This is a genomic window from Agromyces sp. MMS24-K17 (assembly GCF_043950245.1).
In the GTDB taxonomy this organism is placed as follows: Bacteria; Actinomycetota; Actinomycetes; order Actinomycetales; family Microbacteriaceae; genus Agromyces.
Genome location: NZ_CP171640.1, coordinates 23476 through 49983, shown reverse-complemented (window position 1 = coordinate 49983; position 26508 = coordinate 23476). Strand labels below are relative to the sequence as shown.

The window sequence follows — 26508 nt, the reverse complement described above, 5'->3', positions numbered from 1 at the left end:
CCGCCCGCCGAGCGCGCGGCCCCATCGACCTGCAGTACGACCAGCACCACCGCGCCGGGGCGGATGCCTCATGGCGCTCGTTCCGCACGCCCTCGAGGCGTGCCCATCCGGAATGGGGAAATCGATGGTCCGAGAAGCAACACCCGTCGCGCGACGCGCGCGGCGATGGATCGCAGGCGCCACCGGCGCACTGCTCGCGGCGGGCAGCCTGGCGTTGGCCGGCCCCGGTGCGGCGACGGCGGTGACGCCCGGCTCGCTGCTGGTGTCGTACGACTTCTCGGAGTCGTCGGGCACCGTGGCGCACGACCTGTCGGGCGGCGGCCGCGACGGCGCGGTCGTCGGCGGCGCGGCCTGGCGTGGCGGCTTCATGCAGCTCAACGGCTCGAACTACGTGAAGCTGCCCGACAACCTGCTCGCCGGCCGCTCGGCGGCCACCATCGTCGTGGAGACGAACCCGACCGCCCTGACCGGCGCGAAGTTCCTCTGGAACATCGGCGGCTCGGGCGAGGGCGCGACCGGCCAGTTCTTCATCCAGCCGGTCGCGCCTCGCGTGGCCATCTCGAAGACGAACTGGTCGGCGGAGCAGTCCGTGACCTCGGCGACGAAGCTGGCCGAGGGCCGGTGGCAGTCGGTGGCCGCCACGATCGCGAAGAACGCGAACGGCACGACCTCGACGCTCCGGCTCTTCATCGACGGGGTGCAGGTCGCGGAGAAGACCGACTCGACGACGAACCTCAGCGACCTCACCACGCACACGCTGAACTTCCTCGGCAAGAGCGCCTACACCGCCGACTCGCTCTACCAGGGCGGGGTGTCGTCGTTCCGCGTCTACACCGAGGCGCTCTCGGCGCAGGACCTCGCCGGCCTCGCCGAGACGGATGCCTCGGCCGCAGCCGCCGAGACGGCGGCCGCGCTCGACCTCGACGCCGCCAACACGCAGGACCTCGACGCGGTCGAGACCAAGCTGGTGCTGCCGACGACCGGCGGAGTGACCTGGTCGTCGTCGCCCGCGGGCGTGATCGCCGCCGACGGCACCGTCACGCGCCAGGCATCCGACACCGTGGTGACCGTGACCGGCACCGCGACGGTGCGCGGGAAGACCGCGACGAAGGACTTCACCGTGACGGTGCTCGCCGCGCCGACCCCGGCCGAGGCCGCCCAGCGCGACCTCGACGCGATCGCCCTCGCGAACGCCGACGACGTGCGCAGCGACCTGACGCTGCCGACGACCGGCGCCCGCTTCGGCTCGACCCTCAGCTGGAGCTCGTCGGCGCCGGCGGTCGTCGACGTCGCGGGCACCGCGACGGTCGCACCCGGCGTCGTCACCCGGCCCGCCGAGCGCGACACGACCGTCGTGCTCACGGTCACGGCGACGAACGGCGGGGCGACCGCGACCCGCGAGATCCCGCTCACCGTGCGCAGGGCGCCGGCGCAGGCTGCGACGACCGACTACCTCTTCGCCCACTTCACCGGCACCGAGGGCAGCGCGAGCGACGAGCAGATCTACTTCGCCACCAGTCGCGACGCGGTGACCTTCACCGACACCCGCACGAGCGGCAACCCGGTGCTGTCGCTGGCCCGGAACCAGGGCGACGGCGGCGTGCGCGACCCGTTCCTGGTGCGTTCGCCCGAGGGTGACCGCTTCTTCCTGATCGCGACCGACCTGAGCATCTTCTACCGCGGCGGCTGGGGCAACGCGAACGCGACCGTCACCGGTTCGAAGTTCCTCGTCGTGTGGGAGTCCACCGACCTGGTCGACTGGAGCGAGCCGCGCTTCGTCGACGTCGCGAGCGGCATCCCGAACGCCGGCATGGCCTGGGCGCCCGAGGCGATCTGGGACGAGGTGACGCAGCAGTACTACGTGTACTGGGCGACCCGCGCCGACGGCAACACGGAGCTGGGCGACAGCGTCGACGTGTACCTGTCGACCACGCGCGACTTCCAGACGTTCTCGACCCCGGTCAAGTGGATCGACCGCCAGGGCTCGATCATCGACACCACGGTGATCAAGGTCGGCGACTGGTTCTACCGCGCCTCTGGTGACGGCCAGATCACGATCGAGCGCTCGAAGAAGCTCGACGCGATCACGACCTCGGCGACGGCGAAGACGACCGGCACCGACCAGGAGTGGGTGCTCGTCGGCACGCTGCAGTCGATCCTGAGCGGCAGCGGCACCTGCGCGGCCGGCACCAACTACACGGGCGCCTGCCTCGAGGGCCCGGAGTTCTTCCAGTACAACGACGACGACCGCGGTGCCGCGACGCAGCTCTGGGGGCTCCTCGCCGACCAGTACGGCGCGGGCAAGGGCTACCTGCCGTTCCGCACCACCGACATCGGGTCGACCTCGGCGTCGGCCTGGTCGAAGGCGACCAACGTCAACCTCGGCACCCTGAAGAAGCGGCACGGCGGCATCCTGCCGATCACCGCGCAGGAGTACCAGCGCGTGATGTTCCACTACGCCGGCGTCGGCACGAACCCCGACCTCGCGGTCGAGGCCACCGCCACGACGCGCTGCATCGCGGGCAAGGCGACGCTGGTCGTCTCGGCGAAGAACGCCGACACCCGCGCCGCCGACGTCACCGTCCGCACCGCCTTCGGCGAGAAGACCTTCACCGGCGTGCAGCCGGGCAAGACCGTCTCGCAGGCGTTCGCGACCAAGCTCGCGTCCATCGGCGCCGACTTCGTCGACGTCGGCGCGACCGCGAGCGGCGCGAGCTTCCAGGGCAGCGCCGCGTACGAGGCACGGACGTGCTGAGGCGGCGGCGGAGCCGGCTGCTCGCCGGCGTGATCGGCGCCGCCATGGTCGGCGGCCTCGGGGTGATGGCGCCCGCCGCGGCGACCGCCGCGGTGACGCCGGGCTCGCTGCTCGCCTCGTACGACTTCTCGGAGTCGTCGGGAACGGTCGCGCACGACCTGTCGGGCGGCGGGCGCGATGCCACGGTGGTGGGCGGCGCCGCATGGCGCGGCGGGTCGATGCAGTTCACCGGAGCGAACCACGTGAAGCTGCCCGACGGACTGCTCGCCGGGCGCTCGGCGGCGACGATCGTGATCGAGACGAGCCCGACCGCGCTGAGCGGCGCGAAGTTCCTCTGGAACATCGGCGGCTCCGGCGACGCGTCGACCGGGCAGTTCTTCATCCAGCCGGTCGCCCCGCGCGTGGCGATCTCGAAGACGAACTGGTCGGGCGAGCAGACGGTGACGTCGGCGACGAAGCTCGCGCAGGGACGCTGGCAGTCGGTGGCGGCGACCATCGCGAAGAACGCCGATGGCGTCACCTCGACGCTGCGCCTGTTCATCGACGGGGTGCAGGTCGCCGAGAAGGCGAACTCGACGACGAACCTGAGCGACCTCACGACGCACACGATGAACTTCATCGGGAAGAGCGCGTACGCGGGCGACACCCTCTACCAGGGCGGGGTCTCGTCGTTCCGGGTGTACTCCGAGGCGCTGACGGCGGCGGACCTCGCCGACGTCGCCGCCACGGACGCCACCGCGGTGGCCGGCGAGGTCGTCGCGGGCATCGACCTCGCCGCGGCGAACGCACAGGACCTCGACGCCGTCGAGACCGACCTCGTGCTGCCGACCGCCGGCGGGGTCACCTGGTCGTCGTCGCCCGCGGGCGTCGTGGGCGCCGACGGCAAGGTGACGCGCGGGGCATCCGACACCGAGGTGACGTTGACCGCGACCGCGACGGTGCGCGGCAAGACCGCGACCAAGGCGTTCACCGTGCGGGTGCTCGCCGCGCCGACCGCCGCCGAGGCGGCGCAGCGCGCGGCCGACGCGATCCTGCTGCCGTCGGTGCTCGAGCAGGGCTACGCCCTGCCGGCGACCGCGCTCGGCCTGCCCGTGACGTGGTCGCACGTCTCGGGTGCGGGGTCGGTCGCCGGCGGCGCGATCGCCTCGGCTCCGGCGTCCGGCCTCGCCGACGCGACGCTCGAGGCCGTCGTCGGCACCGCGCCCGACACCGCGACCGCGCGGTTCGACGTGCGCATCGCCGAGGCCACGGCGCAGCGCATCGCGTCGTACACCACGTCGAAGAACACGCGCGGCGGCGACGACCCCGAGGTCACGAGAACCGCGCACCTCGCGCTGAGCGCCGACGGCACCGCGTACACGGCGCTCAACTCGGGCACCGGCGTGGTGTTCCCGAAGGTCACGGGCATGACCGAGGTCGACAACGGCATCAAGCGCTACCTCGCCAACCCGTACCTGTTCCGCCTCCGCGGCGACGAGGGCTTCGGCCTCATCGCCCGCCGGGTGGATGCCTCGGGTGCGGCGGATGCCTCGGGCGCGCTGGTGTTCACCTCGCCCGACCTGGTGCACTGGACCGAACTCGACTACCTGGCCCTCCCGGGCCAGGGCGCGACCGGACCGGTCTCGGCCGAGTGGGACGCCCGCCTCGGCGCCTACCGGGTGGTGTGGACGGGCCCGACCGGCTCGGCCCTCACCGGCAGCACCGACGCGTTCGACGCGGTCGAGTTCCTCGGGGCCGGTCAGCAGCCCGCCGGTCGCACCGGCGCCATCGGCGTCACGTACGCGGAGACCGCCTCGATCGTCCCGGTGACCGCCGCCGAGGCGCGCACGACCGAGCAGCTGCTCGGCCGGGTGCACAACACCGGGGTGCGCGCGCCCGAGCCGATCACGATCGAGGCCGGCGACGACCTCGACCTGCCCGAGCAGGTCACGGCGGACTATTCCGACGGCGGCACCCACGACTTCCGGGTCGACTGGGATGCCTCGGGCGTCGACGCCGACACCCCGGGGGAGTACACGGTGACGGGCACGCTGCAGCGCACCGACGCGATCTTCCCGCTCATCCCGGTCCGCGCCGACCCGCACATGCTGCGGTACACGCTGCCGAACGGCGAGAAGACGTGGCTGTTCATCTCGACCGACGACAACGGGCAGGACGAGTTCTTCATCCGCAGCTCCGCGACGATCGCCGGGCTCTCGACGGCGGCCGACAACAAGATCCTCGGCATCGGGCTCTCGGGCTCGGGCCAGGTCGGCTCGCAGCTCTGGGCTCCCGAGCTGCACGTCGTCGACGGCGAGCTGTACCTCCTGTTCGCCGCGAACCCGAACAACGTGAACGCGTGGAACGGCGTGCAGTCGTACACGATGCACCTGAAGTCCGGCGGGAACCCGCTGGTGCGCGCCGACTGGGAGGCCCCGCAGCGGGTCGTCGACGCGCAGGGGCAGCCGCTCACGACGTACGGCACCGGCATCACCCTCGACATGACCCACTTCGAGGACGCCGGCACCGACTACGTCGTGTGGTCGGAGCGGGCGATCACGCCGGTGACCGGCCCCGCGGTGCTGAAGATCGCGAAGGTGGAGCCGTCGGCGACCGGCCCGTGGAAGCTGGTCGGCGACCGGTCGACGATCGTCTTCCCGGACGACGGCTGGTCGGACAACACGTCGGCCGTGGTCGAGGGGCCGTTCGTCATCCAGCGCGACGGGAAGGTCATGATCACCTTCTCGGGCTCGGGCGTCGACTGGACCTACGCGGTCGGCCTCGCCACCGCGCAGTCCGGCGCCGACCTGCTCGACGCCGCGTCGTGGGGCGTCCGCCAGTACCCGCTGTGGAGCTACGAGGGCCCGAACGCGAACAACTGGGGGCCGGGCCACAACTCGTACACGTACGACGACGACGGCAACCTGCTGAACGTGTTCCACGCGAAGCTGACGCAGAACGGCTCCCGTGACTCGGGCGTCCGCATGGTCTACTTCCGCCAGGACGACAGCCCGATCCTCGACATGACCGACACCGAGTGGCTCGCCGTGGCGAACCGCACGGTGACCGCCACGGTCATCGTCGAGAAGCCGGCGCAGCCGGCGTTCACGGTCACGGCGCAGACCCGCTGCGTGGCCGGGAAGGCGACCCTCGTCGCCACGCTCGGCAACGCGGGCGACGGCTCGGTCGACGTGCTCGTCGAGTCGGCGTACGGCTCGAAGCAGGTCGCGCTGGCGGCGGGCAAGAGCGCGTCGGCGACGTTCACCACCCGCACCGCCGACCTCGGCGCCGGGCAGCTGACGGCGAAGGTCACCTCGACCGCCGGCGGCCAGCAGGTCGTGAAGACGTACACGGCCGCCTACACCGCGCGGAGCTGCGGCTGACCGAGCGGCATCCCGCGACGTGCCCGCGCGAGCGATCGCGCGGGCACGTCGCGCCCTCCGGTCGGGCCGCCGTCGGCCGGGGCAGCCGTCGGCCGGGGGCTGAACGAATAGGCTGGTGGCGACGGCGCGCAGGTGCGCCGTCCGGTCCGGCGCGTCCGCGTCGGGACGGCATCGGCGGCGGGATCGCAGGGCAGGAGATCGGTGGTGAGTGACATCGAGACGGGGGTTCGCCCCGAGAAGCTCGGCATCCGCGAGGTCGCCGCGCTCGCCGGCGTGTCCCACATGACCGTCTCCCGGGTGCTCAACGGGCACCCGAACATCCGCCCCGCCACCCGGCAGCGCGTCCTCGACGTCATCCAGGAACTCGACTTCAAGCCGAACAGCGCCGCCCGGGCGCTCGCGACGCAGCGCACCCAGCGTATCGGCGTCATCGTCGACAGCTCGGTCGAGTTCGGGCCGACGAGCACGCTGCGCGGCTTCGAGCTCGCGGCGCGCTCGAGCGGCTACTCCGTGGCCTCCGTCGCCATGCAGGACGATGCGAGCCTCACGCCCGAGGGCGCGGTGAGCCACCTCATCGCCGAGGGCGTCGACGCGCTCTGCATCGTCGCCCCGCGCTCGTCGTCGGTGTCGGCGCTCCGGCGCATCTCGATCGACGTGCCCGTGCTCGTGGTCAAGGCCGCGAAGGATCCGAACTTCCTCACCGTGAGCGTCGACCAGCAGCTCGGCACGACGCTCGCCGTCGACCACCTGGTCTCCCTCGGCCACCGGGACATCCTGCACCTGGCGGGGCCGCTCGACTGGCTCGACGCCCGCGGCCGCGAGCGCGCGTTCCACACGCGCATCGAGCAGTGGGGGCTGAAGGCCCGGCCGATCGTCGTGGGCGACTGGACCGCCGACTTCGGCTACGACTACGCGGTCGGCCTCAAGGGCGTGCCCGAGTACACCGCGATGTTCGTGGCGAACGACGAGATGGCGTTCGGCGTGGTGCACGGCTTCCACGACCGGGGCATCCGCGTGCCCGAGGACGTCAGCGTGATCGGGTTCGACGACCTGCCGCTGTCGCGGCACTTCATCCCGCCGCTCACGACCGTCCGGCAGGACTTCCACGCGCTCGGCATCAAGGCCATGGAGGTGCTGCACGCGGCCCTCGAGGGGCGGGAGATCCCGCAGCGCTCCAAGATCCCGAGCCAGCTCGTGATCCGCTCGTCGACCGCGGCGCCGAGGGCGTCATGACCACGGCGGATGCCACGGAGCAGCCGGTCGTCGAGATGACCGGCATCACCGTCACGATCGACGAGACGACCGTCCTGCGCGAGGTCGACCTGCGGCTGTTCCCGGGCGAGATCCACGCGCTCATGGGCGGCAACGGCGCGGGCAAGTCCTCGCTGGTGAAGGCGCTGACCGGCGCCTACCGGATCGACGAGGGCGAGGTGCGGATCGCGGGGGAGCCGGTCGTGCTCTCCGGGCCCGCCGCGGCGGAGGCCGCCGGCATCGCGGCCGCCTTCCAGGACGTCGACCTGTGCGGCAACCTCTCGATCGCCGAGAACGTGATGATCGGCCACGAGGAGCGGCACTGGTACGGCATCTCGTGGCGCCGCACCCGGCGCCGGGCCGTCGCCGTGCTCGACGAGCTCGGCCTCGGCGACCTCGATCCGAAGCGCGCCGTGTCGACGCTGCCGCCCGCGATCCAGCAGCTCGTCGCCATCGCGCGGGCGATGGTGACGCACCCCAAGGTGCTCGTCCTCGACGAGCCGACGTCGAGCCTCGACGCCGACGAGGTCGCGACGCTCTTCCGCGCACTGCGGAAGCTCCGCGACCACGGCGTCGCCATCCTCTTCGTGTCGCACTTCCTCGAGCAGGTCTACGCGATCAGCGACCGCATCACGGTGCTCCGCGACGCCGTCGGCCAGGGCGAGTACCGCACCCGCGAGCTCGACCGGGCCGTGCTCATCTCGAAGATGATCGGCAAGGACCTGACCGAGCTGCGGCGCATCGGGTCGGAGCGGCGGGCGCATCGCGCCGAGCCGACCGGCGTGCCCGTGTACCAGGCGACGCACGTCGGCCGCCGCGGCGAGTTCGAGGCGACCGACCTCGAGCTGCACCGCGGCGAGGTGGTCGGCCTCGGCGGCCTCCGCGGGTCGGGACGGAGCGAGCTCGGGCAGCTGCTCACCGGCGTCGCCCGCCGCGACTCGGGCACGATCCGCCTCGACGGCCGCGAGGTCGTCCTCCCGAACCCGGCGGCGGCGCTGCGCCGGCGCGTCGCCTTCGCGAGCGAGGACCGCCGCGACGGCGGCATCATCGAGGAGCTGAGCGTCAGCGACAACATCATCCTGGCGCTCCAGGGCATCCGCGGCTGGGCGCGGCCCATCTCCCGCGCCGAGCGCGATGCGCTGGTCGAGCGGTTCATGGAGTCGCTGCTGATCGTCGCGCCCGGGCCGGATGCCCCGGCGAGCAAGCTCTCCGGGGGCAACCAGCAGAAGGTGCTCCTCGCACGGTGGCTCGCGACGCGGCCGCACGTGCTCGTGCTCGACGAGCCGACGCGCGGCGTCGACATCGCCGCGAAGGTGGAGATCCAGGCGCGGGTGGCCGAGCTCGCCCGCGACGGCATGGCGGTGGTCTTCATCTCCTCCGAGCTCGACGAGGTGGTGCGGCTCAGCGACCGCATCGCGATCCTCAAGGACCGCCGCAAGATCGGCGAGGTGAGCAACGGTCCGGGGCTCTCCGTCGACACCATCATCGAGATGATCGCGGCCGACGACGAGGACGACGCCTAGCCCCTGAACGGGGCTTCTGGCGCGGTTTCCGGAATGTTATGTTTCCGGGAACACTTTCGCTTGCGCTCCTCGTTTTGTTCCCGGTAACATCTAGCCAAGCGGCACGCACCAAGCGTCTGCAATCACCCGAATGTCCGCACCCCGGCGGACGTACGCAGCCGGCGCATCGCGCCGGATCTCAAGGAGGAGATCTCATGTCAGTTCAGAGGCGTTACGCGAAGTTCCTCGGCCTGGCGGCCGTCGGCGCTCTCACCATCGGCCTCGCCGCGTGCTCCAGCAGCAGCAGCGGCGGCGACGACGCGGCCGCGGGCGAGGGCGACCTCACCACCGTCGGCTTCGTCGCGGTCGGCCCCGAGGGCGCCTGGCGCGAGGCGAACGAGACGAACATCCAGGACACCTTCACGAAGGAGGCCGGGTTCGACCTCAAGTACGCGCCGGCCACCAACCTCGACCAGAAGTCGCAGATCGACGCGTTCACGTCGTTCGTCGACGAGGGCGTCGACGTGATCCTGCTCTCGGCCACCGAGGCATCCGGCTGGGAGGACTCGCTCGAGCGTGCCCAGGAGGCGGAGATCCCCGTGATCCTCCTCGACCGCGGCATCGAGCCGAACGACACCAGCCTCTACGTCACCCGCATCGCCCCCGACAACGTCGAGGTCGCGTCGGAGGTCGGCGCGTGGGCCGTCGAGCAGTTCCCCGAGGGCGGCAACTACATCACCCTCGAGGGCCCCGCCGGCGTCGGCGTCGTCAACGAGCGCAACGAGGGCTGGGACTCGGCCGTCGACGGCTCGAAGCTCGTCGAGGTCGCCGCGCAGACGGCGAACTGGTCGGCCGAAGAGGGCAAGAGCGTCACCGAGACGCTGCTCAAGGCGAACAACAACAACGTGCAGCTGATCTTCGCCCAGAACGACGAGATGGGCCTCGGCGCGGCGCAGGCGGTCGAGGAGGCCGGCCTCACCCCGGGCGTCGACGTCAAGATCGCGACCATCGACGGCACCAAGGCCGCCATGGAGGCCCTGGCCGCCGGCCAGCTCAGCTACGTGCACGAGTACAACCCGCTGTTCGGCGAGACCGCCCTCGACGTCGTGAAGAAGACGCTCGCCGGCGAGTCGGTCGAGTCGTACATCATCGTCCCGAGCGAGGCCTTCGACTCGGCCGAGGCCGCGCAGGCCGTGCTCGCCGACCGCAAGTACTGACGCGCACGACGCCGCAGCACGCTGCGGCGCACAGCACCTAGCGTGCGGGGCCGGCTCCCACAGCGGCCCCGCACCGTCATCTCGAACGGCCGATCGCCCCGCGCGGTCGGAGCACAGAATGCGATTGTCATGAGCGAACCACTGCCCATCGTGGAGATGCGCGACATCTCCATCGAGTTCCCGGGCGTCAAGGCCCTGGACGGGGTCGACTTCCGGCTCTTCCAGGGCGAGGTCCATGCGCTGATGGGTGAGAACGGCGCGGGCAAGTCGACGCTGATCAAGGCCCTCACCGGCGTCTACAAGATCGACGGCGGCTCGATCGTCGTCGCCGGCCAGGAGCGGCAGTTCCACGGCACCGGCGACGCGCAGGGCGCCGGCATCTCGACCGTGTACCAGGAGGTCAACCTAGTCACGAACCTCTCGATCGGCGAGAACGTGATGCTCGGCCACGAGGTGCGCGGCCCGCTCGGCGTCAACTGGCGCGCCACCCACGCCGCGGCCACCGAGGCGCTCTCCCGGCTCGGCCTCGACTACCTCGACACCCACCGTCCGCTGTCGACCCTGTCGATCGCGATGCAGCAGCTCGTGGCGATCAGCCGCGCGATGGCGATCAAGGCGAAGGTGCTCATCCTCGACGAGCCGACGTCCAGCCTCGACGCCGCCGAGGTCGAGGGCCTGTTCCGGGTCATGCGGTCGCTGCGCGACCAGGGCGTCGCGATCCTGTTCGTCTCGCACTTCCTCGACCAGATCTACGCGATCAGCGACCGCCTGACGATCCTGCGCAACGGCCGGTACGAGGGCGAGTACCTCACCCGCGACCTCGACCGGCACGCGCTCATCTCCAAGATGATCGGCAAGGACCTCAACGCGCTCTCCTCGCTCGGCGGCAACCGCCGCGTCGACGAGCGCGACTACGCCGGCGAGGCGCCGCTGCTCGCGGCGAAGGGCCTCGGCCGCCGCGGCTCCATCGAGCCCACCGACCTCGACATCCACCGCGGCGAGGTGATCGGCTTCGCGGGCCTCCTCGGCTCGGGCCGCACCGAGCTCGCCCGCCTGCTCTACGGCGCCGACCGCGCCGACGAGGGCGAGGTGACGCTGCACGGCAAGCGCGTGGAGATCAAGAACCCCGCCGACGGGCTCGGCAAGCGCATCGCGTTCTCGACCGAGAACCGGCGCGACGAGGGCATCATCGCCGACCTCACGGTCCGCGAGAACATGATCCTCGCCATGCAGGCCGAGCGCGGCTGGGCCCGGCCCATCCCGCGCAAGGAGCAGGACGAGCTCGTCGAGAAGTACATCGCCGCGCTCAACGTGCGGCCGGCCGACCCCAACCGGCCCATCAAGAACCTCTCGGGCGGCAACCAGCAGAAGGTGCTGCTCGGTCGCTGGCTCGCGACGAAGCCCGAGCTGCTGATCCTCGACGAGCCCACCCGCGGTATCGACGTCGGCGCGAAGGCCGAGATCCAGGAGGCGGTCGCGGAACTCGCGGAGGAGGGCGTCTCGGTCGTCTTCATCTCCTCGGAGCTCGAGGAGGTCGTGCGGCTCAGCGAGCGCATCATCGTCCTCAAGGACCACCAGAAGATCGGCGAGATCGTCAACGGTCCCGAGGTCACCGCCCAGCAGGTCGTCGACGTCATCGCGGCGCACGGCGTGGAGGCGGCCGCCGAGAGTGGCATCATCGATGCTGAGGCGGGCCCCCACCCCGTCGAGGCTCCGCACGCGACCGTTCCCGCGGCCGCTGCGACGGAGGAGGAAGCATGAGCAACGCTGCTCGAACGACGTGGCTGCGCGACCTCGTGCGCAAGCCGTTCTTCTGGGGGCTGATCGCGATCGTCGCGCTCCTCGCCCTCAACGTCCTCAAGGACCCGAACTACCTCGCGTTCTCGATCAACCCGGTCAACGGCAACCTCGTCGGCAACGTGATCGACATCCTGCGGGCGTCGGCGCCGATCCTGATGATCGCCGTCGGCATGTCGCTCGTCATCGCGACCGGCGGCATCGACCTCTCGGTCGGCTCGGTGATGGCGGTCTCGGGCGCGGTCGCGATGGTGGTCATGAAGGAGGCCGGCCAGTCCGAGTCGGTCGGCGTCGCGCTCGGCGCGATCGGCCTCGCCCTGCTGGTCAGCGCGGTGCTCGGCGCCGTGAACGGCGTGCTGGTCGCGTACGTCGGACTCCAGCCCTTCATCAGCACGCTGATCATGATGCTCGCGGGCCGCGGCATCGCGAAGGTGATCACCGAGGGCCAGAACACGTCCGCGTCGAACGAGCCGTTCCGGTGGATCGCCAACGGCTTCGTCCTCGGCCTCCCGGTGGTGTTCCTGTTCGCGATCGTCATCGTGATCATCGTGGGCCTGGTCGTGCGCCGCAGCGCGCTCGGCCTCATGATCGAGGCGATCGGCATCAACCCGAAGGCCAGCCGCATGGCCGGCATCAAGCCGAGCGGCCTGCTGCTCACGGTCTACATCCTGAGCGCCGTGCTCGCGGGCATCGCGGGCATCATGTCGGTCGGCACCGTGATGACGGTCGACGTCTCGCGCACCGGCTACCAGATGGAGCTCGACGCGATCCTCGCGGTCGTCATCGGCGGCACGTCGCTGTCGGGCGGCAAGTTCTCGATCGGCGGCGCCGTGGTCGGCGCGCTCCTCATCGCGACGCTCGACAAGACCATCGTGTTCCTCGGCATCTCCTCGTCGGCCACCCCGGCCTTCAAGGCGATCGTCATCGTCGTGCTGTGCCTGCTGCAGTCGCAGCGCGTGCGCAGCTGGTTCGTGCAGCGACGCAAGCCACCGCGGCTGCAACCCGAACCGCAGTCCGTTCCGTCGAAGCAGGAGAAGCAGGAGGTGACGGCATGACCGCCGTGCAGACCCCTCGCGTCGACGCGCCCGTCGAGGCCTCCACGGCGTCGAAGTTCGTCGACCGCATCAAGCGAGTCGTCTCGTCCAACCCGTCGGTGCTCCCGACCGTCGCGGCGATCGTGATCTTCATCGCCATGGTGATCTACGGCGAGGTGGCCTACGGCCGCATCGTGCAGTACAACACCCTGTCGAACCTGCTGATCAACAACGCGCACCTGATCATCCTCGCCGTGGCGATGACGTTCGTGATCCTCACGGGCGGCATCGACCTCTCGGTGGGCTCGGTCATCGCCCTGTCGAGCGTCGCCGGCGTGATGCTGGCGAACGCGGGCTGGAACCCCTGGCTCGTGATCCTCCTGATGATCCTCATCGGCACGACGTTCGGCCTGGCGAGCGGCATCCTGATCCAGTACTTCAACGTGCAGCCGTTCATCGCGACGCTCGCGATGATGTTCCTCGGCCGCGGCCTCGCGTCGCTGCTCAGCACGCAGCCCGAGCGCCTCGCCGACGACTCGCCCATCCTCTGGCTCGGCGAGCAGTTCAAGCTGATCGACGGCGAGAAGGTCAACGACGTGGTCGTCACGCCGGGCGTGATCATCGCCCTGCTCGTGGTGCTCGTCGCGTTCTTCGTGCTGCACCGCACTCGCACCGGCCGCACGGTGTACGCGATCGGCGGCTCCGAGGGCTCGGCGGCCCTCATGGGCCTCGCGGTGCCCCGCACGAAGGTGCTGGTCTACGTCATCAGCGGCACCCTCTCGGGGATCGCGGCCGTGGTCTACACCTCGCGCCTCGGCATCGCGCAGAACATCACCGGCATCGGCTGGGAGCTCGACGCGATCGCCGCGACGGTCATCGGCGGCACCCTGCTGACCGGCGGCTACGGCTACGTGCTGGGCTCGGTCGTGGGCGCCCTCGTGCTCGGCCTCATGAACGTGCTGATCACCCGCGACGGCGGCATCCCGCCCGAGATGACGACGATCATCACCGGCGGCATCCTGCTCGTGTTCGTGCTGCTGCAGCGCGTGGTGACGTCCAAGCGCCATACCTGACGCCGGGTCCTCCCGGCTCGTCCACGGAGGGGCGGATGCTTCGGCATCCGCCCCTCTCGCGTGCGCCGTCGGACCGAGCGCCCAGGTTCCGCGGCAGGATCGGAGGATGACGTCGCCGGCCGCCGAGTTCATCGACCGCACGCTCCAGGCCGAGGGCTCCGAGTTCCGCGCCGAGGAGGAAGCCGAACGCATCGGCGGCGGCCTGCGCTTCTACGGCGCCTCGGTCGGCGCCGTACGCGGCACGGTGCGCGACGCGGGGCGGCGGTACCGCGGGTTGGCCCACGACGAGGTCACCGCGCTCGCCGCGGAGCTCTGGTCGGTGCCCGTGTTCGAGCGCCGCCTCGCCGCCATCGTGCTGCTGCAGGGCCAGGTGCGGATGCTCCGCGCCCACGACCTCACCCGGCTCGAGCAGTTCCTCCGCGACGCGGGCGCCGTCGAGCTCGTCGATCCGCTCGCGACCGACGTCATCCGCCCGTTGCTCGACCGGCTCGACGGCGTCGAGGCGTCGCGCGCAGCGCGCATCGTGGCGCGGTGGGGTGCGGATCCCGATCCGAACCTGCGACGGGCCGCCTCGCGATCGCGTTGAGCCCGGCCACGCGACGCGATGGGACCCGTTCGCTCAGGCCGGGTTCGCGCACAGGCTCGTGCTGCTGTAGACCGTGCCGTCCTCGAATCGGCAGAGGTACGTGGGCTGAGGCGGTGGTGTCGGGGTGATGAACACCGGGGGCCGGTTCGCGAGTTCCCGCGCCATGGCGTCGAAGGCTGCTTGGACGTCCGCCGGCAGCCTGCCGGGCCCTCCGGATGCCGCCGATGCATCGGACGACTCCGCCTCCGCGGCGGCCGCCTCCGCCGCGAGCCGAGCGGCTCGCTCGTCCTCGGCCGCCTGCCACGCGTCGACCGAAGCCGTCACGCCGTCGCTGAGCGATCGGACTCCGATGAGCCGGCCGGCGAATCGATGACCGGGCACGGCAGCCTCGGCCTCGGCGATGAGGTGTGCTGCGGCCGCGCGCAATGCGGCGACCTGCTCGGCGGTCGCCTTGCCTTCCGCGCCGTCGGCGACGGCGATCGCGGCCTTCGCCTCGCGGTGGGCGATCGCGACCTCCGTCGCCAGTCGAGCGAGGTTGGGATCGAATGCGGCGGCGCCGAGGCCGACCCGGCCGTGCCACTGCTCGACGGCGGCGGCGCGGGCCTGCAGTTCGGCCGCGGTGTCGGCGGCCGCACGCGTGGCGCCGAGCCCGGTCGCGGCGACCAGCGCGGCGGAGAACGACAGCCCGAGCGCGGCCGCGAGCAGGACGGGTCGTCGGCTCGGATGCTCGGTCAGCGCGGCGGATTCACCGCTCACCCCTCGGCTCATGGCTGCACCGTAGCGACGGGATGTTTCGGGTGGATGAACAAACGGAGGCAGTGCCCCGGATGAGTCGCCGGCCCCCGAGATGTCTGCCGTTCGGGCCATGCTGGTCGTATGGCGATCTCCGACCTCGACCTCATCCACCTCCGCCGCGCGGTCGCCCTCGCCCGCGAGGCGTTCGACGCGGGCGACGGCCCGTTCGGCTCGGTGCTGGTCGACGGCGCCGGCGTCGAGCGGTTCGCCGACCGCAATCGCGAGGCGAGCCTGGGCGACGAGACCAGGCATCCGGAGTTCGAGATCGCGCGCTGGGCGGCGACGAACCTGAGCGCCGAGGAGCGCGCCGCGGCGACGGTCTACACGTCGGGGGAGCACTGCCCGATGTGCTCGGCGGCGCACGCCTGGGTCGGGCTCGGCCGCATCGCGTACGTCGCGTCGTCGGCGCAGGTCGCCGCCTGGCGAAGCGGCGTCGGCGCGGCGCCGGGGCCGGTCGCCGCGCTGCCGATCGAGGTCGTGGCGCCGGGGCTGGCCGTCGACGGCCCGGTCGACGTGCTCGTCCCCGAGGTGCGCGACCTCATCGAGCGCGCGGCCCGCGGCACGTCCGGGCTGCCCGGATGACCGACATCGAGCTCGCCCGCATCGACGGCGGCTCGGTCACGCTGCACGACGCCCGCCGCAAGGAGCGCCGCACCGTCGAGCTCGAGCCCTTCGAGATCGGGGTCTTCGCCGTCACCGAGGAGCAGGTCGCCGAACTGCTGGGGGAGGGGGCGAGGCATCCGCTGCGGCCCGCGACCGGCGTGAGCTGGCTGCGAGCCATCCGCTTCTGCAACGCGGCGTCGGAGTGGGAGGGGCTCGACCCGGCGTACACGTTCGACGGCGAGGACGTCACCTGGCACGTCGACGCCGACGGGTACCGGCTGCCGACCGAGGCCGAGTGGGAGTTCGCGTGCCGCGCCGGCTCGACCGGGCCGCACTACGGGCCGCTCGCCGAGGTGGCCTGGTCGGCGGCCGACGGCGTGACGCATCCCCAGCGCGTCGGCCTCAAGCTGCCGAACCTGAACGGCCTGTTCGACACGCTCGGCAACGTGTGGGAGTGGTGCTGGGACCTCCTCGACCCCGCGCGGTACGACGCGTACCGCGTCTTCCGCGGCGGCGGGTTCGCCGACGACGCGTGGAGCGTGCGGGCGTCGACCCGGCGCGGGGGCGCGCCGCGGATGCACCACGAGGACGTCGGCTTCCGGGTGGCGCGCGGCGGCTTCGATGGGGCGGATGCCGCGCAGGGATGGTCGGCGCTGGCCGACCTCGAGCGCGCCGACGTCGACGGGCCGCTGCCGTCGGGGTGGACGCCGCGGCGCCGGCCCTGACCCGCCCGAGGCTGCCGGCCCGGCGCCCGGCGCCGGCGCGCGTCACGCCCGGACGAGCAGGAACACCCCCGACGTGAACGTGAGCGCGAGCACGATCCGCTCGAACCAGACCGGCGAGATGCGGCGGGCGACGGCCCGTCCGCCGAGCGCGCCGAGCAGCAGCGCGGGCACGAGCACCAGGTCGAGCAGGAGCGACTGCGGGGTCATGAGCCCGAGCCCGACCGAGAACGGCACCTTGAACGCGTTGACGATCAGGAAGAACCACGCCGCCGTGCCGAGCACCGCCTGCACGGGCAGTCGCGACGCCACGAAGTAGAGCGTCATCACGGGGCCGGCGGCGTTCGCGATCATCGTCGTGAACCCACCGAGGGGGCCGAACACGTACGCGAGCCCGGGCGGCACCGGTCGGGGCGCGACGCCCGAGCGGTGCTCTCGGAGGAGCAGGCCGACGCGGAGTGCGACGAGCAGCACGAGCGTCGCCCCGATGATGCGCCGCACGCCCGCGTCGTCCGCGAACCAGAGCACGACCACGCCGAGCAGCACGCCGACGACGACCGACGGGAGGAGCTTGCGCAGCAGTGCCCAGTCGGCGTGCGCGTGGTACATCCTGACCGCGATCAGGTCGCCGACGAGGAGGAGGCCCAGCACCGCGCCGGTCGACGCCTTCGCCGGGAGCACCGCGGCGAACAGCGCCGCCGGGATGGTGCCGAACGCCGGCATGCCGCTCTTGCCGGCGCCGACCGCGAAGGCCGCGAGGGCGAGCACGAGCCACTCGAGCGGGGTGAAGATCGGCACCCTGACATCCTCATACGCCGGCGTGGGCGGCGACGCCGGATGACGGCTTGACGATTAGAACTCTAACGATTAGAGTTCTAACCATGACCTCGAACGTGGAGCGGCTGACGACCCTCGTCTTCACCGTCGCCTTCGCCGACCGCGCGGCAGCGATGGAGTGGGTGCAGGGCAGCGGCCTCACGCTCCAGCAGTCCATGGCGCTCGGCTACATCGAGGAGCACCAGGCACGCGGCGTCATCGCCCGCGAGCTCGCCGAGGTCTCCCGCACCACGCCCGCCAGCGTCACGAGCCTCCTGCAGGGGCTCGAGGCGCGCGGACTCATCGTCCGCACCCCCTCGCCCGACGACTCGCGCGTCAAGCTCGTGAGCGTCACCGACCAGGGCGCCGCCGTCATCGCCGGCTTCGACGACGCGGTGGCCGCCGCCCGCGAACGGCTCTACGCCGTGCTCGACGACGATGAGCAGCGCGCCCTCATCGCCCTCCTCGAACGCGTCGCCGGCGACCTCGAACCGGTCGGTCGCGGCGGCCCGCCCGACGGGCGCTCGCCCTTCTAGCCGACCGACCCCGCTGGTCGAGTAGGCGCGCCAGCGCCGTATCGAGACCCCGTGCCGCGCGCGCGGTCTCGATACGCTCCTGCGTCGCCACTCGACCACCGGAGGCGTACACCTCAACCGACGTCGGTCGACCCATCCTTCCCAGACCCGGGCGCCCGCCCGAGCCGTTCACCGCAACGGAGGCACAGCCATGTCCACGTCCAACCGCAACATCCTCGCGTCGGCGCCCATCTGGCGCTCGCTCGCGCAGCTCTGCATCCCCATGATCGCCGGCCTCTCGGTCGGCGCCGTCTACAACATCGTCAACGGGGCCTTCGTCGGCTCCCTGCACTCGACGCCGCTGCTCGCCGCGCTCACCTTCTCCATGCCGGTCTTCGCGCTCGTCATGGCGCTCGGCGGCGTGTTCGGCGTCGGCGGCGGCACCTTCGTCACTCGGCTCCTCGGCTCCCTCGAGGACCCGGCGACGGATGCCACGGCCACGGCCCGGCGTATCCGCCAGGTCTCCTCGTTCACCATGTGGGGCGCCGTCGCCGCCGGCCTCGTCGTCGCCGCGGCGGGGCTCGCGTTCGCGACGCCCATCGCCGCGGCGGTGGGCGCGAGCGGCGCATCGCTCGCGCCCACGGCCATCTACATCGGGGCCATGGCCGCCTTCGCGCCCGTGTACGTCGCGATGTTCGCGCTCGAGCAGCTCGTGCGGGCGGAGGGAGCGGCGGTCGCCTCCATGACCGGCCTCATCGCCTCGACCGTCGCGAACCTCGTGCTCGACGTGCTGTTCATCCTGGTGCTCGGCTGGGGCGTGCTCGGCGCCGGCCTCGCGCTCGGCCTGGCGAACCTCGTGGCGGTCGGCTACTACGCCTGGTGGCTCACCACGCGCGCGTCGGCTGCGTCGATCGCGCCGCGCTGGTTCCGCGCCGACCGCGAGCTCGTGCGGTCGGTCTTCGGCGTCGGTGCCTCCGAGCTGTTGCAGTCGTCGTTCCTCATCGTCACGACCCTCGTCATGAACTGGATCGCGATCGCCTACGGCGACGCGCTGATCGCCGCGATGGGCGTCGCGCTGCGCATCTCGCAGCTGCCGGAGATGATCGTGATGGGCGTGTCCATGGGGGCGATCCCGCTGTTCGCCTACGCGTTCGGCGCCCGCAACCGAGCGCGGCTCGCGGCGGGCATCCGCGGGGCGGCCCTCGCCATCGCCGGCATCGTCGCGATCTTCTCGACCGTGGTGTTCCTGTTCCGCGACCAGGTGTTCGCCCTGTTCTCGGCCGACCCGACGGTGCTCGACGACGGCACCCGCATCCTCACCGCCATGCTCGTCGCGACCGTGTTCAACGGCTTCACGGGCCTCATGATCGCCGTGTTCCAGGCGACCGAGCAGATGCGCAACGCCACGATCATGGCGGTCGCGCAGGGCGTGCTGTTCATCCCGGTGCTGCTCGGCTTCGACGCCGCCTTCGGGCTCGACGGCGTGATCTGGGCGATGACGGCGACCGAGCTGCTCGTGTTCGCGCTGGGGCTCGTGCTGTTCGTCACCTCGCGGAAGGCGCTCGGCGCCGAGCCCTCGGCGGAGGCTGCGGAGGCTGCCGAAGCGGCGCTCGCGGAGGAGGAGGTGCTCGCCGACGCCGAGGCGTCGCTCGGGGCATCCGCCCGCTGACCGGCCGACCCTCGCCGACGCGGCGCTGCCGGTCCTACTCCTCGGCCAGCCGCTCGAGGAGGGGGATGGCGGCGGCGAGCGTCCGCTGCTCGGCGGGGGAGAGGCGCGCCTCGATCGCCCGGGCGAGGTGCGTCGAACGCAGGCTGCGCTGCTCGCGCAGCGTGGCCGCCCCGGCGTCGGTCAGCTCGAGGGGCTTCCGGCGCCGGTCGGCTCCCGGGGTCGCCGCGGCCGCCGCGGCGAGGCCGGCGTCGACCAGGCCGCCGACGCGGCGGGTCATCGCCTGGTGGCTCACCCGCTCGGCCGTGGCGAGGTCGGCGACGGTCTGCGGGCCGTCGCGGTCGAGGCGCCCGAGGACGGCCATGGTCGAGGGCGGCAGGGTGGATGCCTCGCGCCGCCGCACGAGACGCCCGACGGTGAGGCGCAGGTCGGCGGCGGTCTGCTCGGCATCCGGTGGCATGGGGAAAATCCTACACCCGAGGTGTATATTCGCCGCCATGACCCAGCTCCTCCCGGGCGCCCGCCCGGCCCTCGTCCTGATCGACCTCCAGCACGGCATCGCGCGGATGCCGATCGTGCATCCGGCGGCCGACGTGCTCGCCGCGTCCGCCCGCCTCGCCCGGGCGTTCCGCGCGGCGGGGTCGCCGGTCGTGCGCGTGCGCGTCGCGTTCTCGCCCGACGGCGGCGACGCCCTCACCGCGCCGGTCGACGCGCCGCCGCCGGCGGCGGCACCCGGCCCGGACTTCGCGACGCTCTGCGAGGAGATCGGCGACGGCCCGACCGACCTGCACGTCACGAAGCGCGGCTGGGACGCGTTCCACGGCACCGAGCTCGACCTCCAGCTCCGGCGTCGCGGGATCGACACGATCGTCTACGCGGGCATCTCGACCTCGATCGGCGTCGAGTCGACGGCGCGTCACGGGCGCGAACTCGGCTACGCCCAGGTGTTCGCGCGCGACGCGATGAGCGACCTCGTCGCCTCGGCGCACGACCGCGCGCTGACGGTGATCTTCCCCCGCATCGGTCGAGTGACGACCGCCGACGAGATCATCGGCGGGTCGGCCGTCGGCGAGGCATCCGCCGCCTGACGTGCGCTCGGCGTACCGCACCCGCGGTACGCCGAGATCGCCCGTCCGGAGGACGCGCCGCGAGGCCGCCCCGCGTTGACTGGGGTCATGGTTGCCCGCCGTGTCCGGCGGCGGCCGCGAAAGGAAGAGACTCCGATGACCGTCCCCGTGTTGGAAGCGCGCGACCTGCGCAAGAGCTACGGTCGGGGCGCCACGCGCTTCGACGCCCTCAAGGGGGTGAGCTTCGAGGTGCGCGCGGGCGAGTCGCTCGCGATCGTCGGCAAGTCCGGCTCGGGCAAGTCGACCCTGATGCACCTGCTCGCCCTCCTCGACCAGCCGACCTCCGGCGAGATCCTGCTGAACGGGCAGCCCGCCGAGCAGCTCCGCGGCGGCGAGCTGAACCGCACCCGCAACCGCACGTTCGGGTTCGTCTTCCAGCAGTTCTTCCTCACCGCGAACGCGACGGTGCTCGAGAACGTGATCCTCCCGCTGAAGATCGCCGGCGTCGGCCGTGCCGAGCGCAAGCGCCGGGGGCTCGCCGCCCTCGCGCAGCTCGGCCTCGAGGACAAGGCGCGCAACAAGGCCGCCGACCTCTCCGGCGGGCAGAAGCAGCGCGTCGTGATCGCCCGCGCCCTCGTCAACGCCCCGCAGCTCATCTTCGCCGACGAGCCGACGGGCAACCTCGACTCCGCCACCGGCGCCGTCGTCGAGGACATCCTCTTCGGCCTGAACCGCGAGCAGGGCATCACCCTCATCGTCGTCACCCACGACGAGGAGCTCGCCGCCCGGTGCGACCGGCGCATCTTCGTGCGCGACGGGCTGCTGTTCGACCCAGAGCAGCCCGAGCCCGAGGCATCCGCGCAGCCCGAGGCATCCGCCGCCGGAGCCGCCGGAGCCGCCGGAGCCGCCGGAGCCGCCGCCGAAGCCGGCGACGCCGACGACGAGGAGGTGGCCGCGTGAAGACCTCCGACGTGATCGGCTCCGCCGTCGCCAACACCTTCCGCTCGAAGACCCGCACGATCCTCACGATCGTCGCGATCTTCATCGGCGCGTTCACCCTCACCATCACCACCGGCCTCGGCACGGGCATCAACCAGTACATCGACCAGACGGTCGCCGAGATCGGCGCCGACGACGTGATGACCGTCGCCCACCGCGCGGAGCAGGCCGCGACCGACGACGGCCCGCGCGAGTACGACCCCGACGCCGTCACCTCGGGCCAGGGCCCGCTGACGCAGACCGTTGACCCGATCACGCAGGACGACCTCGACGCCATCGCCGCGATCGACGGCGTCGAGTCGGTCGAGCCGGTCAAGCGGCTCAGCGTCGACTACGTCGAGGCGGCCGACGGCGGCACGGCGTACGCGATCTCGGTCGGCTCGTTCATCCCCGGCATGGAGGTGCAGCTCGCCGCGGGCGCCCAGCCCGACGCGGGCGCCGACGAGGCGCAGGTCGCCATCCCCGTCGACTTCGTCGAGGCGCTCGGCTTCGCGTCGAACGAGGACGCGATCGGCCAGGACGTCGTGTTCGGGCTCACGGATGCCTCGGGCACGGCGCAGACCGTCACCGCCACGGTCGTCGGCGTCTCCGAGGCGGGGCTCGGCGGCGCGGGCGCCCAGGCGTCGCCGAACACCGCCCTCACCGACGAGCTCTTCGCCGCGCAGACCACCGGCGCCCCCGAGGGGCAGGCCGACGTGTACGCGTCGGCGACCGTGCGGTTCGACCCGACCGCCGGCGACGACGCGACGCAGGCGCTGAAGGACGACCTCGCCGACGCCGGCTTCACGGCGACGACCGTCGAGGACCAGATCGGCGCGTTCAAGACCGTCATCGACGCGATCGTGCTCGTGCTGAACGCCTTCGCCGTGATCGCGCTGCTCGCCGCCGGCTTCGGCATCGTGAACACGCTGCTCATGTCGGTGCAGGAGCGCACCCGCGAGATCGGCCTGATGAAGGCGATGGGCATGGGCTCCGGCAAGGTGTTCGGCCTGTTCTCGACCGAGGCGACGTTCATCGGCTTCCTCGGCTCGGCGATCGGCGTCGGCCTCGGCATGCTCGCCGGCACCGCCGTGGGCGGCGCGCTCGCCACGTCGATGTTCGCCGACCTGCCCGGCCTCACGCTCATCGCGTTCGACCCGGTGTCGGTGGCGTCGATCATCGTGCTGGTCATGGCGATCGCGTTCCTCGCGGGCACGCTGCCGGCGGCACGCGCCGCCCGGCAGGACCCGATCGAGTCGCTCCGGTACGAGTGACCGAGAGGAGCGGGCGATGACTCGGGCGGCCCGGGCGCGTACGGCGTCCGGGCCGCCCGGCGCGTCCGGGCGCGGCCGCTCCGGGCGCGGCCGTCGCCCCGGTACGGCCGGCGTGGGCGATGATCGGAGCATGCGGACGCAGTCGGATGCCCCGGCGACGCCCACGCCCTTCGGCCGGCGCGTGCCGACGTGGGCGTGGGACGTGCTCGTCGTCGGCGCCTGCCTCCTGGCCGCGCTCGCACCGTACCGCGACGGCGACGGCACGCCAGAGCCCTCGGTCGTGGTGCAAGTGCCCGTCGCGCTCGCGGTCGCGGTCCTGCAGGCGGGCGCGCTGCTGCTGCGCCGCCGCCTCCCGCTCGCGGTGTTCATCGCCGAGGGGGTGCTGCTCGCGATCGGCCTGGTCGTCACCACGGCGGCGCTGCCGTTCGTGCTGCCCGTCGCGCTCGCCGCGTACGGCCTGGCGAAACGGGTCGCGCGTCGCACGGCGTTCCTCGCGATCGTGGTGGCGATCGTCGTGTTCATCGGCTTCGAGCTGGCGGCCGGCCACGCGAGCGGGTTCGACCCGCGGCTGCTGCCGAGCCCGCTGATCCTGGCGTTCGCGGGGGCGGCGGGGGATGCCACGCGCTCGCGCCGGGCGTACATCACGGCGCTCGCCGAGCGGGCCGAGCGCGCCGAGGCGACCCGCGAGTCGGAGGCCCGTCGCCGAGTCGCCGAGGAACGGCTGCGCATCGCCCGCGACCTGCACGACGCCGTCGCGCACCAGATCGCGGTGATCAACCTGCAGTCGGGCGTCGCCTCCCGGGCCGTGGCGCACGGGCGGGAGCCCGACCTGCCGCTCGCGCGGGAGTCGCTCGACACCGTCAGCCGGGCCGCGCGCGAGGTGCTCGGCGAGATCGGGGAACTGCTCTCGATGCTGCGGGCCGAGTCGGATGCGGAGGCCGGCGGCGAGGAGCCGACGACGGCGCCGCAGGCCGGACTCGACCGGCTCGACGACCTGCTCGCCCGCTTCGAGGAGGCCGGGCTCACGACCACCGTCCGCCGGGAGGGGAACGGCGAACCGCTCCCCGCCGCGGTCGACCGGGTCGCCTTCCTCGTGCTCCGCGAGGCGCTGACGAACGCCCACAAGCACGGTGCCGAGCACCGCGCGCACGTGCTGCTCGAGCAGGACGCGACGCGGCTCGCGATCACGGTCACCAACCCGACGGATGCCGCGGCCGCACGGGTTCCCCGCACCGGCGGCTCGCCCGCCGAGCCGACCCGGCCGACCGGACCGGCCGGCGGGCACGGCCTGCTGGGCCTGCGCGAACGGGTCGCCGCGGTGCGCGGCACGGTCGACGCGGACGACGTCGGCGGGGTGTTCCGATTGCACGCCGAGCTGCCCCTCGGCGGGCGCGGGGCGTCCGGCAGCGCGGCGCGCGACGGCGGGGCATCCGACGGCGGGGCATCCGACCGCGCCGCGACCGACCGGGAGGAGGGCGCATGAGCGCGCGCGTGCTCGTCGTCGACGACCAGCCGCTGATCCGGCAGGCGGTGCGGGCGCTCGTCGCCGCCGAGCCCGACCTCGAGGTCGTCGGCGAGGCCGCCGACGGGTTGCAGGCCGTCGAGCTCGCCCGCGAGCTCGCGCCCGACGTCGTGCTCATGGACATCCGGATGCCCGGGGTCGACGGCATCGAGGCCACCCGGCGCATCGCCGCCGATCCCGCGCTCGCCGCGGTGCGCGTGCTGATCCTCACGACGTTCGAGGAGGACGAGAACGTCGCGTGGGCCCTGCAGGCGGGCGCCTCGGGGTTCATCGGCAAGGGCACCGACCCCGACGCCCTCGTCGACGCCGTGCGCACGGTGCACGCGGGGGAGTCGCTGCTGTCGCCGCACGCGACACGCGTGCTCATCGAGCGGTACGTGCGCGGGGCGGGCGGCGGCGCGCCGCCCGGCGGGGGCACGGGGTCGCCGACGGAGGCCGCGGCCCGCGCGGCGCTCGCCGCCCTCACCGACCGCGAGCGTGAGGTGCTCGGCCTCGTCGCCACGGGCCGGTCGAACGACGAGATCGCCGCCGGGCTCGTGATCTCGCCGCATACCGCGAAGACCCACGTGAACCGCATCATGGCGAAGCTGGGCGCGCACGATCGCGCGCAGCTCGTGATCGCGGCGTACGAGGCGGGCGTCGTGCGGCCCGGATCGGCCTGAGTCCGCGCCTTCCGCTATCTTGCGTCGCAAGGTAGCATGCGACGCATGGCAGTGGACCCGACCGCGCAGCTCCGACGGGGCGTGGTCGAGCCGTGCGTGCTCGGGCTGCTCGGCGAACGCCCCCACTACGGCTGGGAGCTCGCCGAGACGCTGACCGAGCGCGACCTCGTCGCGAGCGTCGGCACCCTCTACCCGCTCCTCGCGCGGCTGCGGGGCCGCGGACTCGTCGAGACCTTCGCCCGGGACTCCGACGCCGGGCCCACCCGCAAGTACTACCGGCTCACGCCCGCAGGCGAGCGGGAGCTCGCCGCGTTCCGCGACCAGTGGGCCGCGTTCAGCGACACCGTCGACGACCTCCTCGGAAGGGGACCCGAACGATGAACGACACCAGGCCGCAGGTCGTCCGCGGCTACCTGCGCGAACTCGACGGCGCGCTCGCCGGCGCCCCCGCCGACCTGCGGCGCGACATCCTCGACGGGGTCGCCGCCGACCTCGACGGCCTCGAGCCGGCCGCCGCGGCCGAGCGGATCGAGCAGCTCGGCGACCCCGCGCTGATCGCCGCCGAGGCGGGGGAGCGGATGCCCCGGGCCGCAGCACACGCCGGCGCCGGCGCCGGCGCCGACGCGCACGAGGCATCCGCCCCGCCCGTGAGCCCGCGCTGGTACGTCGTCGTCACCGCCGTGGTCGTCGCGTTCGGCGGCTTCGTCGTGCCGGTCGTCGGCTGGGTCGTCGGCATCGCGATGATGTGGCTCTCGAACGCGTGGCTGCGCTGGGAGAAGTGGGTCGCGACGCTCCTGCCCGTCGCGCTCGCCGCGGTGCTCCTCCTCGTCGACCTCGTCGCGGCCTGGGTCGGGTCGTGGACGACGGCGACGCCGCCCGGAGCGGCGGCGACCGACCCGGTCCTGCCGGCCGGGCTCCTCGGCTGGCATGCGAGCCTGCTCGTGGTGCTGGTGAGCCCGGTGATCGCGGGCGTCTGGCTGCTCGTGCGCGGGCTGCGCCGCCCCTGACCTGCTCGCCCGACCGGCGGGTCTCGACGCGCGAGGCCGCCGCGATGCCACACTGGTCGGGATCGCGTCATCGGGGGGTCGATGTCGCGATCGCGGGGGAGGAACGATCCGGATTCGCGCGAGCGCGGGCGACGACGGGCGCAGGGGGCGTCCGACGAGTCGCCGGCGCGCCACCGCGCAGGCCGCGTCCCTGGCCGCCGGGATCATCGCATCCGCCCTCGCGGCCGACCCGGTGGCGGCTGCTCCGGCAGACGCCGCCGGGCCGGCGTCGCCCCGCGCCCGCGCCTGACGGCGTCGACGCCCG

At 72.6% G+C, this 26508-nt stretch carries 23 protein-coding genes; 20 read left to right on the top strand and 3 right to left on the bottom strand.

The window, feature by feature from the left end; genetic code table 11:
- Positions 1–124: 124 nt before the first annotated feature.
- The 9 genes from ACGGZK_RS00200 (at position 125) to ACGGZK_RS00160 (ending at position 14577) form a co-directional block, all read left to right on the top strand.
- Positions 125–2755, top strand: a complete 2631-nt coding sequence (locus ACGGZK_RS00200) for an immunoglobulin-like domain-containing protein (RefSeq protein WP_395244261.1) — start codon at positions 125–127, stop codon at positions 2753–2755.
- A complete protein-coding gene (locus ACGGZK_RS00195; RefSeq protein WP_395244260.1) occupies positions 2749–6117 on the top strand; it encodes a family 43 glycosylhydrolase in 3369 nt (1122 codons plus the stop codon). Before ACGGZK_RS00200 ends, ACGGZK_RS00195 begins: the two co-directional genes overlap by 7 nt.
- A 204-nt stretch (positions 6118–6321) precedes the next feature.
- The gene (locus ACGGZK_RS00190) at positions 6322–7350 is read left to right on the top strand and encodes a LacI family DNA-binding transcriptional regulator (RefSeq protein WP_395244259.1); all 1029 of its coding nucleotides are present in this window, start codon (positions 6322–6324) and stop codon (positions 7348–7350) included.
- The gene (locus ACGGZK_RS00185; protein ID WP_395244258.1) at positions 7347–8891 is read left to right on the top strand and encodes a sugar ABC transporter ATP-binding protein; all 1545 of its coding nucleotides are present in this window, start codon (positions 7347–7349) and stop codon (positions 8889–8891) included. Before ACGGZK_RS00190 ends, ACGGZK_RS00185 begins: the two co-directional genes overlap by 4 nt.
- Positions 8892–9085: 194 nt before the next feature.
- Complete coding sequence (locus ACGGZK_RS00180) at positions 9086–10087, top strand: ABC transporter substrate-binding protein (protein WP_395244257.1); 1002 nt, start codon at positions 9086–9088, stop codon at positions 10085–10087.
- A 129-nt stretch (positions 10088–10216) separates the two neighbouring features.
- Positions 10217–11848 carry a sugar ABC transporter ATP-binding protein gene (locus ACGGZK_RS00175; RefSeq protein WP_395244256.1) on the top strand — a complete coding sequence of 544 codons (1632 nt, stop codon included), beginning with the start codon at positions 10217–10219 and terminating at the stop codon, positions 11846–11848.
- Positions 11845–12939 carry an ABC transporter permease gene (locus ACGGZK_RS00170; RefSeq protein ID WP_395244255.1) on the top strand — a complete coding sequence of 365 codons (1095 nt, stop codon included), beginning with the start codon at positions 11845–11847 and terminating at the stop codon, positions 12937–12939. Before ACGGZK_RS00175 ends, ACGGZK_RS00170 begins: the two co-directional genes overlap by 4 nt.
- Positions 12936–13991, top strand: a complete 1056-nt coding sequence (locus ACGGZK_RS00165; protein WP_395244254.1) for an ABC transporter permease — start codon at positions 12936–12938, stop codon at positions 13989–13991. Before ACGGZK_RS00170 ends, ACGGZK_RS00165 begins: the two co-directional genes overlap by 4 nt.
- Positions 13992–14097: 106 nt before the next feature.
- Positions 14098–14577: a DNA alkylation repair protein gene (locus tag ACGGZK_RS00160; protein ID WP_395244253.1), complete on the top strand. Its 480-nt coding sequence runs from the start codon at positions 14098–14100 to the stop codon at positions 14575–14577.
- A gap of 33 nt (positions 14578–14610) precedes the next feature.
- Here the strand turns inward: ACGGZK_RS00160 and ACGGZK_RS00155 are convergent, their stop codons facing one another.
- Positions 14611–15444 carry a hypothetical protein gene (locus tag ACGGZK_RS00155; protein ID WP_395244252.1) on the bottom strand — a complete coding sequence of 278 codons (834 nt, stop codon included), beginning with the start codon at positions 15442–15444 and terminating at the stop codon, positions 14611–14613.
- A gap of 9 nt (positions 15445–15453) precedes the next feature.
- On the opposite strand from ACGGZK_RS00155, the gene ACGGZK_RS00150 reads away from it, so the two are divergent.
- Both ACGGZK_RS00150 and ACGGZK_RS00145 read left to right on the top strand, forming a co-directional pair.
- Entirely contained in the window at positions 15454–15954 is a 501-nt protein-coding gene (locus ACGGZK_RS00150) for a nucleoside deaminase (protein WP_395244251.1), read from the top strand.
- Positions 15951–16700: a formylglycine-generating enzyme family protein gene (locus tag ACGGZK_RS00145; protein WP_395244250.1), complete on the top strand. Its 750-nt coding sequence runs from the start codon at positions 15951–15953 to the stop codon at positions 16698–16700. The genes ACGGZK_RS00150 and ACGGZK_RS00145 overlap by 4 nt, the downstream gene beginning before the upstream one ends.
- A gap of 42 nt (positions 16701–16742) precedes the next feature.
- On the opposite strand, the gene ACGGZK_RS00140 is transcribed toward ACGGZK_RS00145, so the two are convergent.
- Positions 16743–17495, bottom strand: a complete 753-nt coding sequence (locus tag ACGGZK_RS00140; RefSeq protein ID WP_395244249.1) for a TSUP family transporter — start codon at positions 17493–17495, stop codon at positions 16743–16745.
- Between the two features lie 83 nt (positions 17496–17578).
- On the opposite strand from ACGGZK_RS00140, the gene ACGGZK_RS00135 reads away from it, so the two are divergent.
- Together ACGGZK_RS00135 and ACGGZK_RS00130 are read left to right on the top strand one after the other, a co-directional pair.
- A complete protein-coding gene (locus ACGGZK_RS00135; RefSeq protein ID WP_395244248.1) occupies positions 17579–18049 on the top strand; it encodes a MarR family winged helix-turn-helix transcriptional regulator in 471 nt (156 codons plus the stop codon).
- Between the two features lie 190 nt (positions 18050–18239).
- Positions 18240–19697 (top strand): MATE family efflux transporter, encoded by a 1458-nt coding sequence (locus tag ACGGZK_RS00130; protein WP_395244247.1) that lies wholly within the window; start codon positions 18240–18242, stop codon positions 19695–19697.
- A gap of 34 nt (positions 19698–19731) precedes the next feature.
- On the opposite strand, the gene ACGGZK_RS00125 is transcribed toward ACGGZK_RS00130, so the two are convergent.
- A complete protein-coding gene (locus ACGGZK_RS00125) occupies positions 19732–20154 on the bottom strand; it encodes a MarR family transcriptional regulator (protein ID WP_395244246.1) in 423 nt (140 codons plus the stop codon).
- 37 nt (positions 20155–20191) lie between these two features.
- On the opposite strand from ACGGZK_RS00125, the gene ACGGZK_RS00120 reads away from it, so the two are divergent.
- The 7 genes from ACGGZK_RS00120 to ACGGZK_RS00090 all read left to right on the top strand — a co-directional run bounded on the left by ACGGZK_RS00120 (position 20192) and on the right by ACGGZK_RS00090 (position 26204).
- A complete protein-coding gene (locus ACGGZK_RS00120; protein ID WP_395244245.1) occupies positions 20192–20782 on the top strand; it encodes an isochorismatase family protein in 591 nt (196 codons plus the stop codon).
- A 135-nt stretch (positions 20783–20917) separates the two neighbouring features.
- The gene (locus ACGGZK_RS00115) at positions 20918–21721 is read left to right on the top strand and encodes an ABC transporter ATP-binding protein (RefSeq protein WP_395244244.1); all 804 of its coding nucleotides are present in this window, start codon (positions 20918–20920) and stop codon (positions 21719–21721) included.
- On the top strand, positions 21718–23013 hold the full coding sequence (locus tag ACGGZK_RS00110; protein ID WP_395244243.1) for an ABC transporter permease: 1296 nt from the start codon (positions 21718–21720) through the stop codon (positions 23011–23013). Before ACGGZK_RS00115 ends, ACGGZK_RS00110 begins: the two co-directional genes overlap by 4 nt.
- A gap of 130 nt (positions 23014–23143) precedes the next feature.
- Positions 23144–24496, top strand: coding sequence for a sensor histidine kinase (locus ACGGZK_RS00105; protein WP_395244242.1), 1353 nt, complete (start codon positions 23144–23146; stop codon positions 24494–24496).
- Complete coding sequence (locus tag ACGGZK_RS00100) at positions 24493–25197, top strand: response regulator (RefSeq protein WP_395244241.1); 705 nt, start codon at positions 24493–24495, stop codon at positions 25195–25197. Before ACGGZK_RS00105 ends, ACGGZK_RS00100 begins: the two co-directional genes overlap by 4 nt.
- Positions 25198–25242: 45 nt before the next feature.
- Positions 25243–25578 carry a PadR family transcriptional regulator gene (locus ACGGZK_RS00095; RefSeq protein ID WP_395244240.1) on the top strand — a complete coding sequence of 112 codons (336 nt, stop codon included), beginning with the start codon at positions 25243–25245 and terminating at the stop codon, positions 25576–25578.
- Entirely contained in the window at positions 25575–26204 is a 630-nt protein-coding gene (locus ACGGZK_RS00090) for an HAAS signaling domain-containing protein (protein ID WP_395244239.1), read from the top strand. Before ACGGZK_RS00095 ends, ACGGZK_RS00090 begins: the two co-directional genes overlap by 4 nt.
- The last annotated feature ends 304 nt before the right edge of the window (positions 26205–26508 follow it).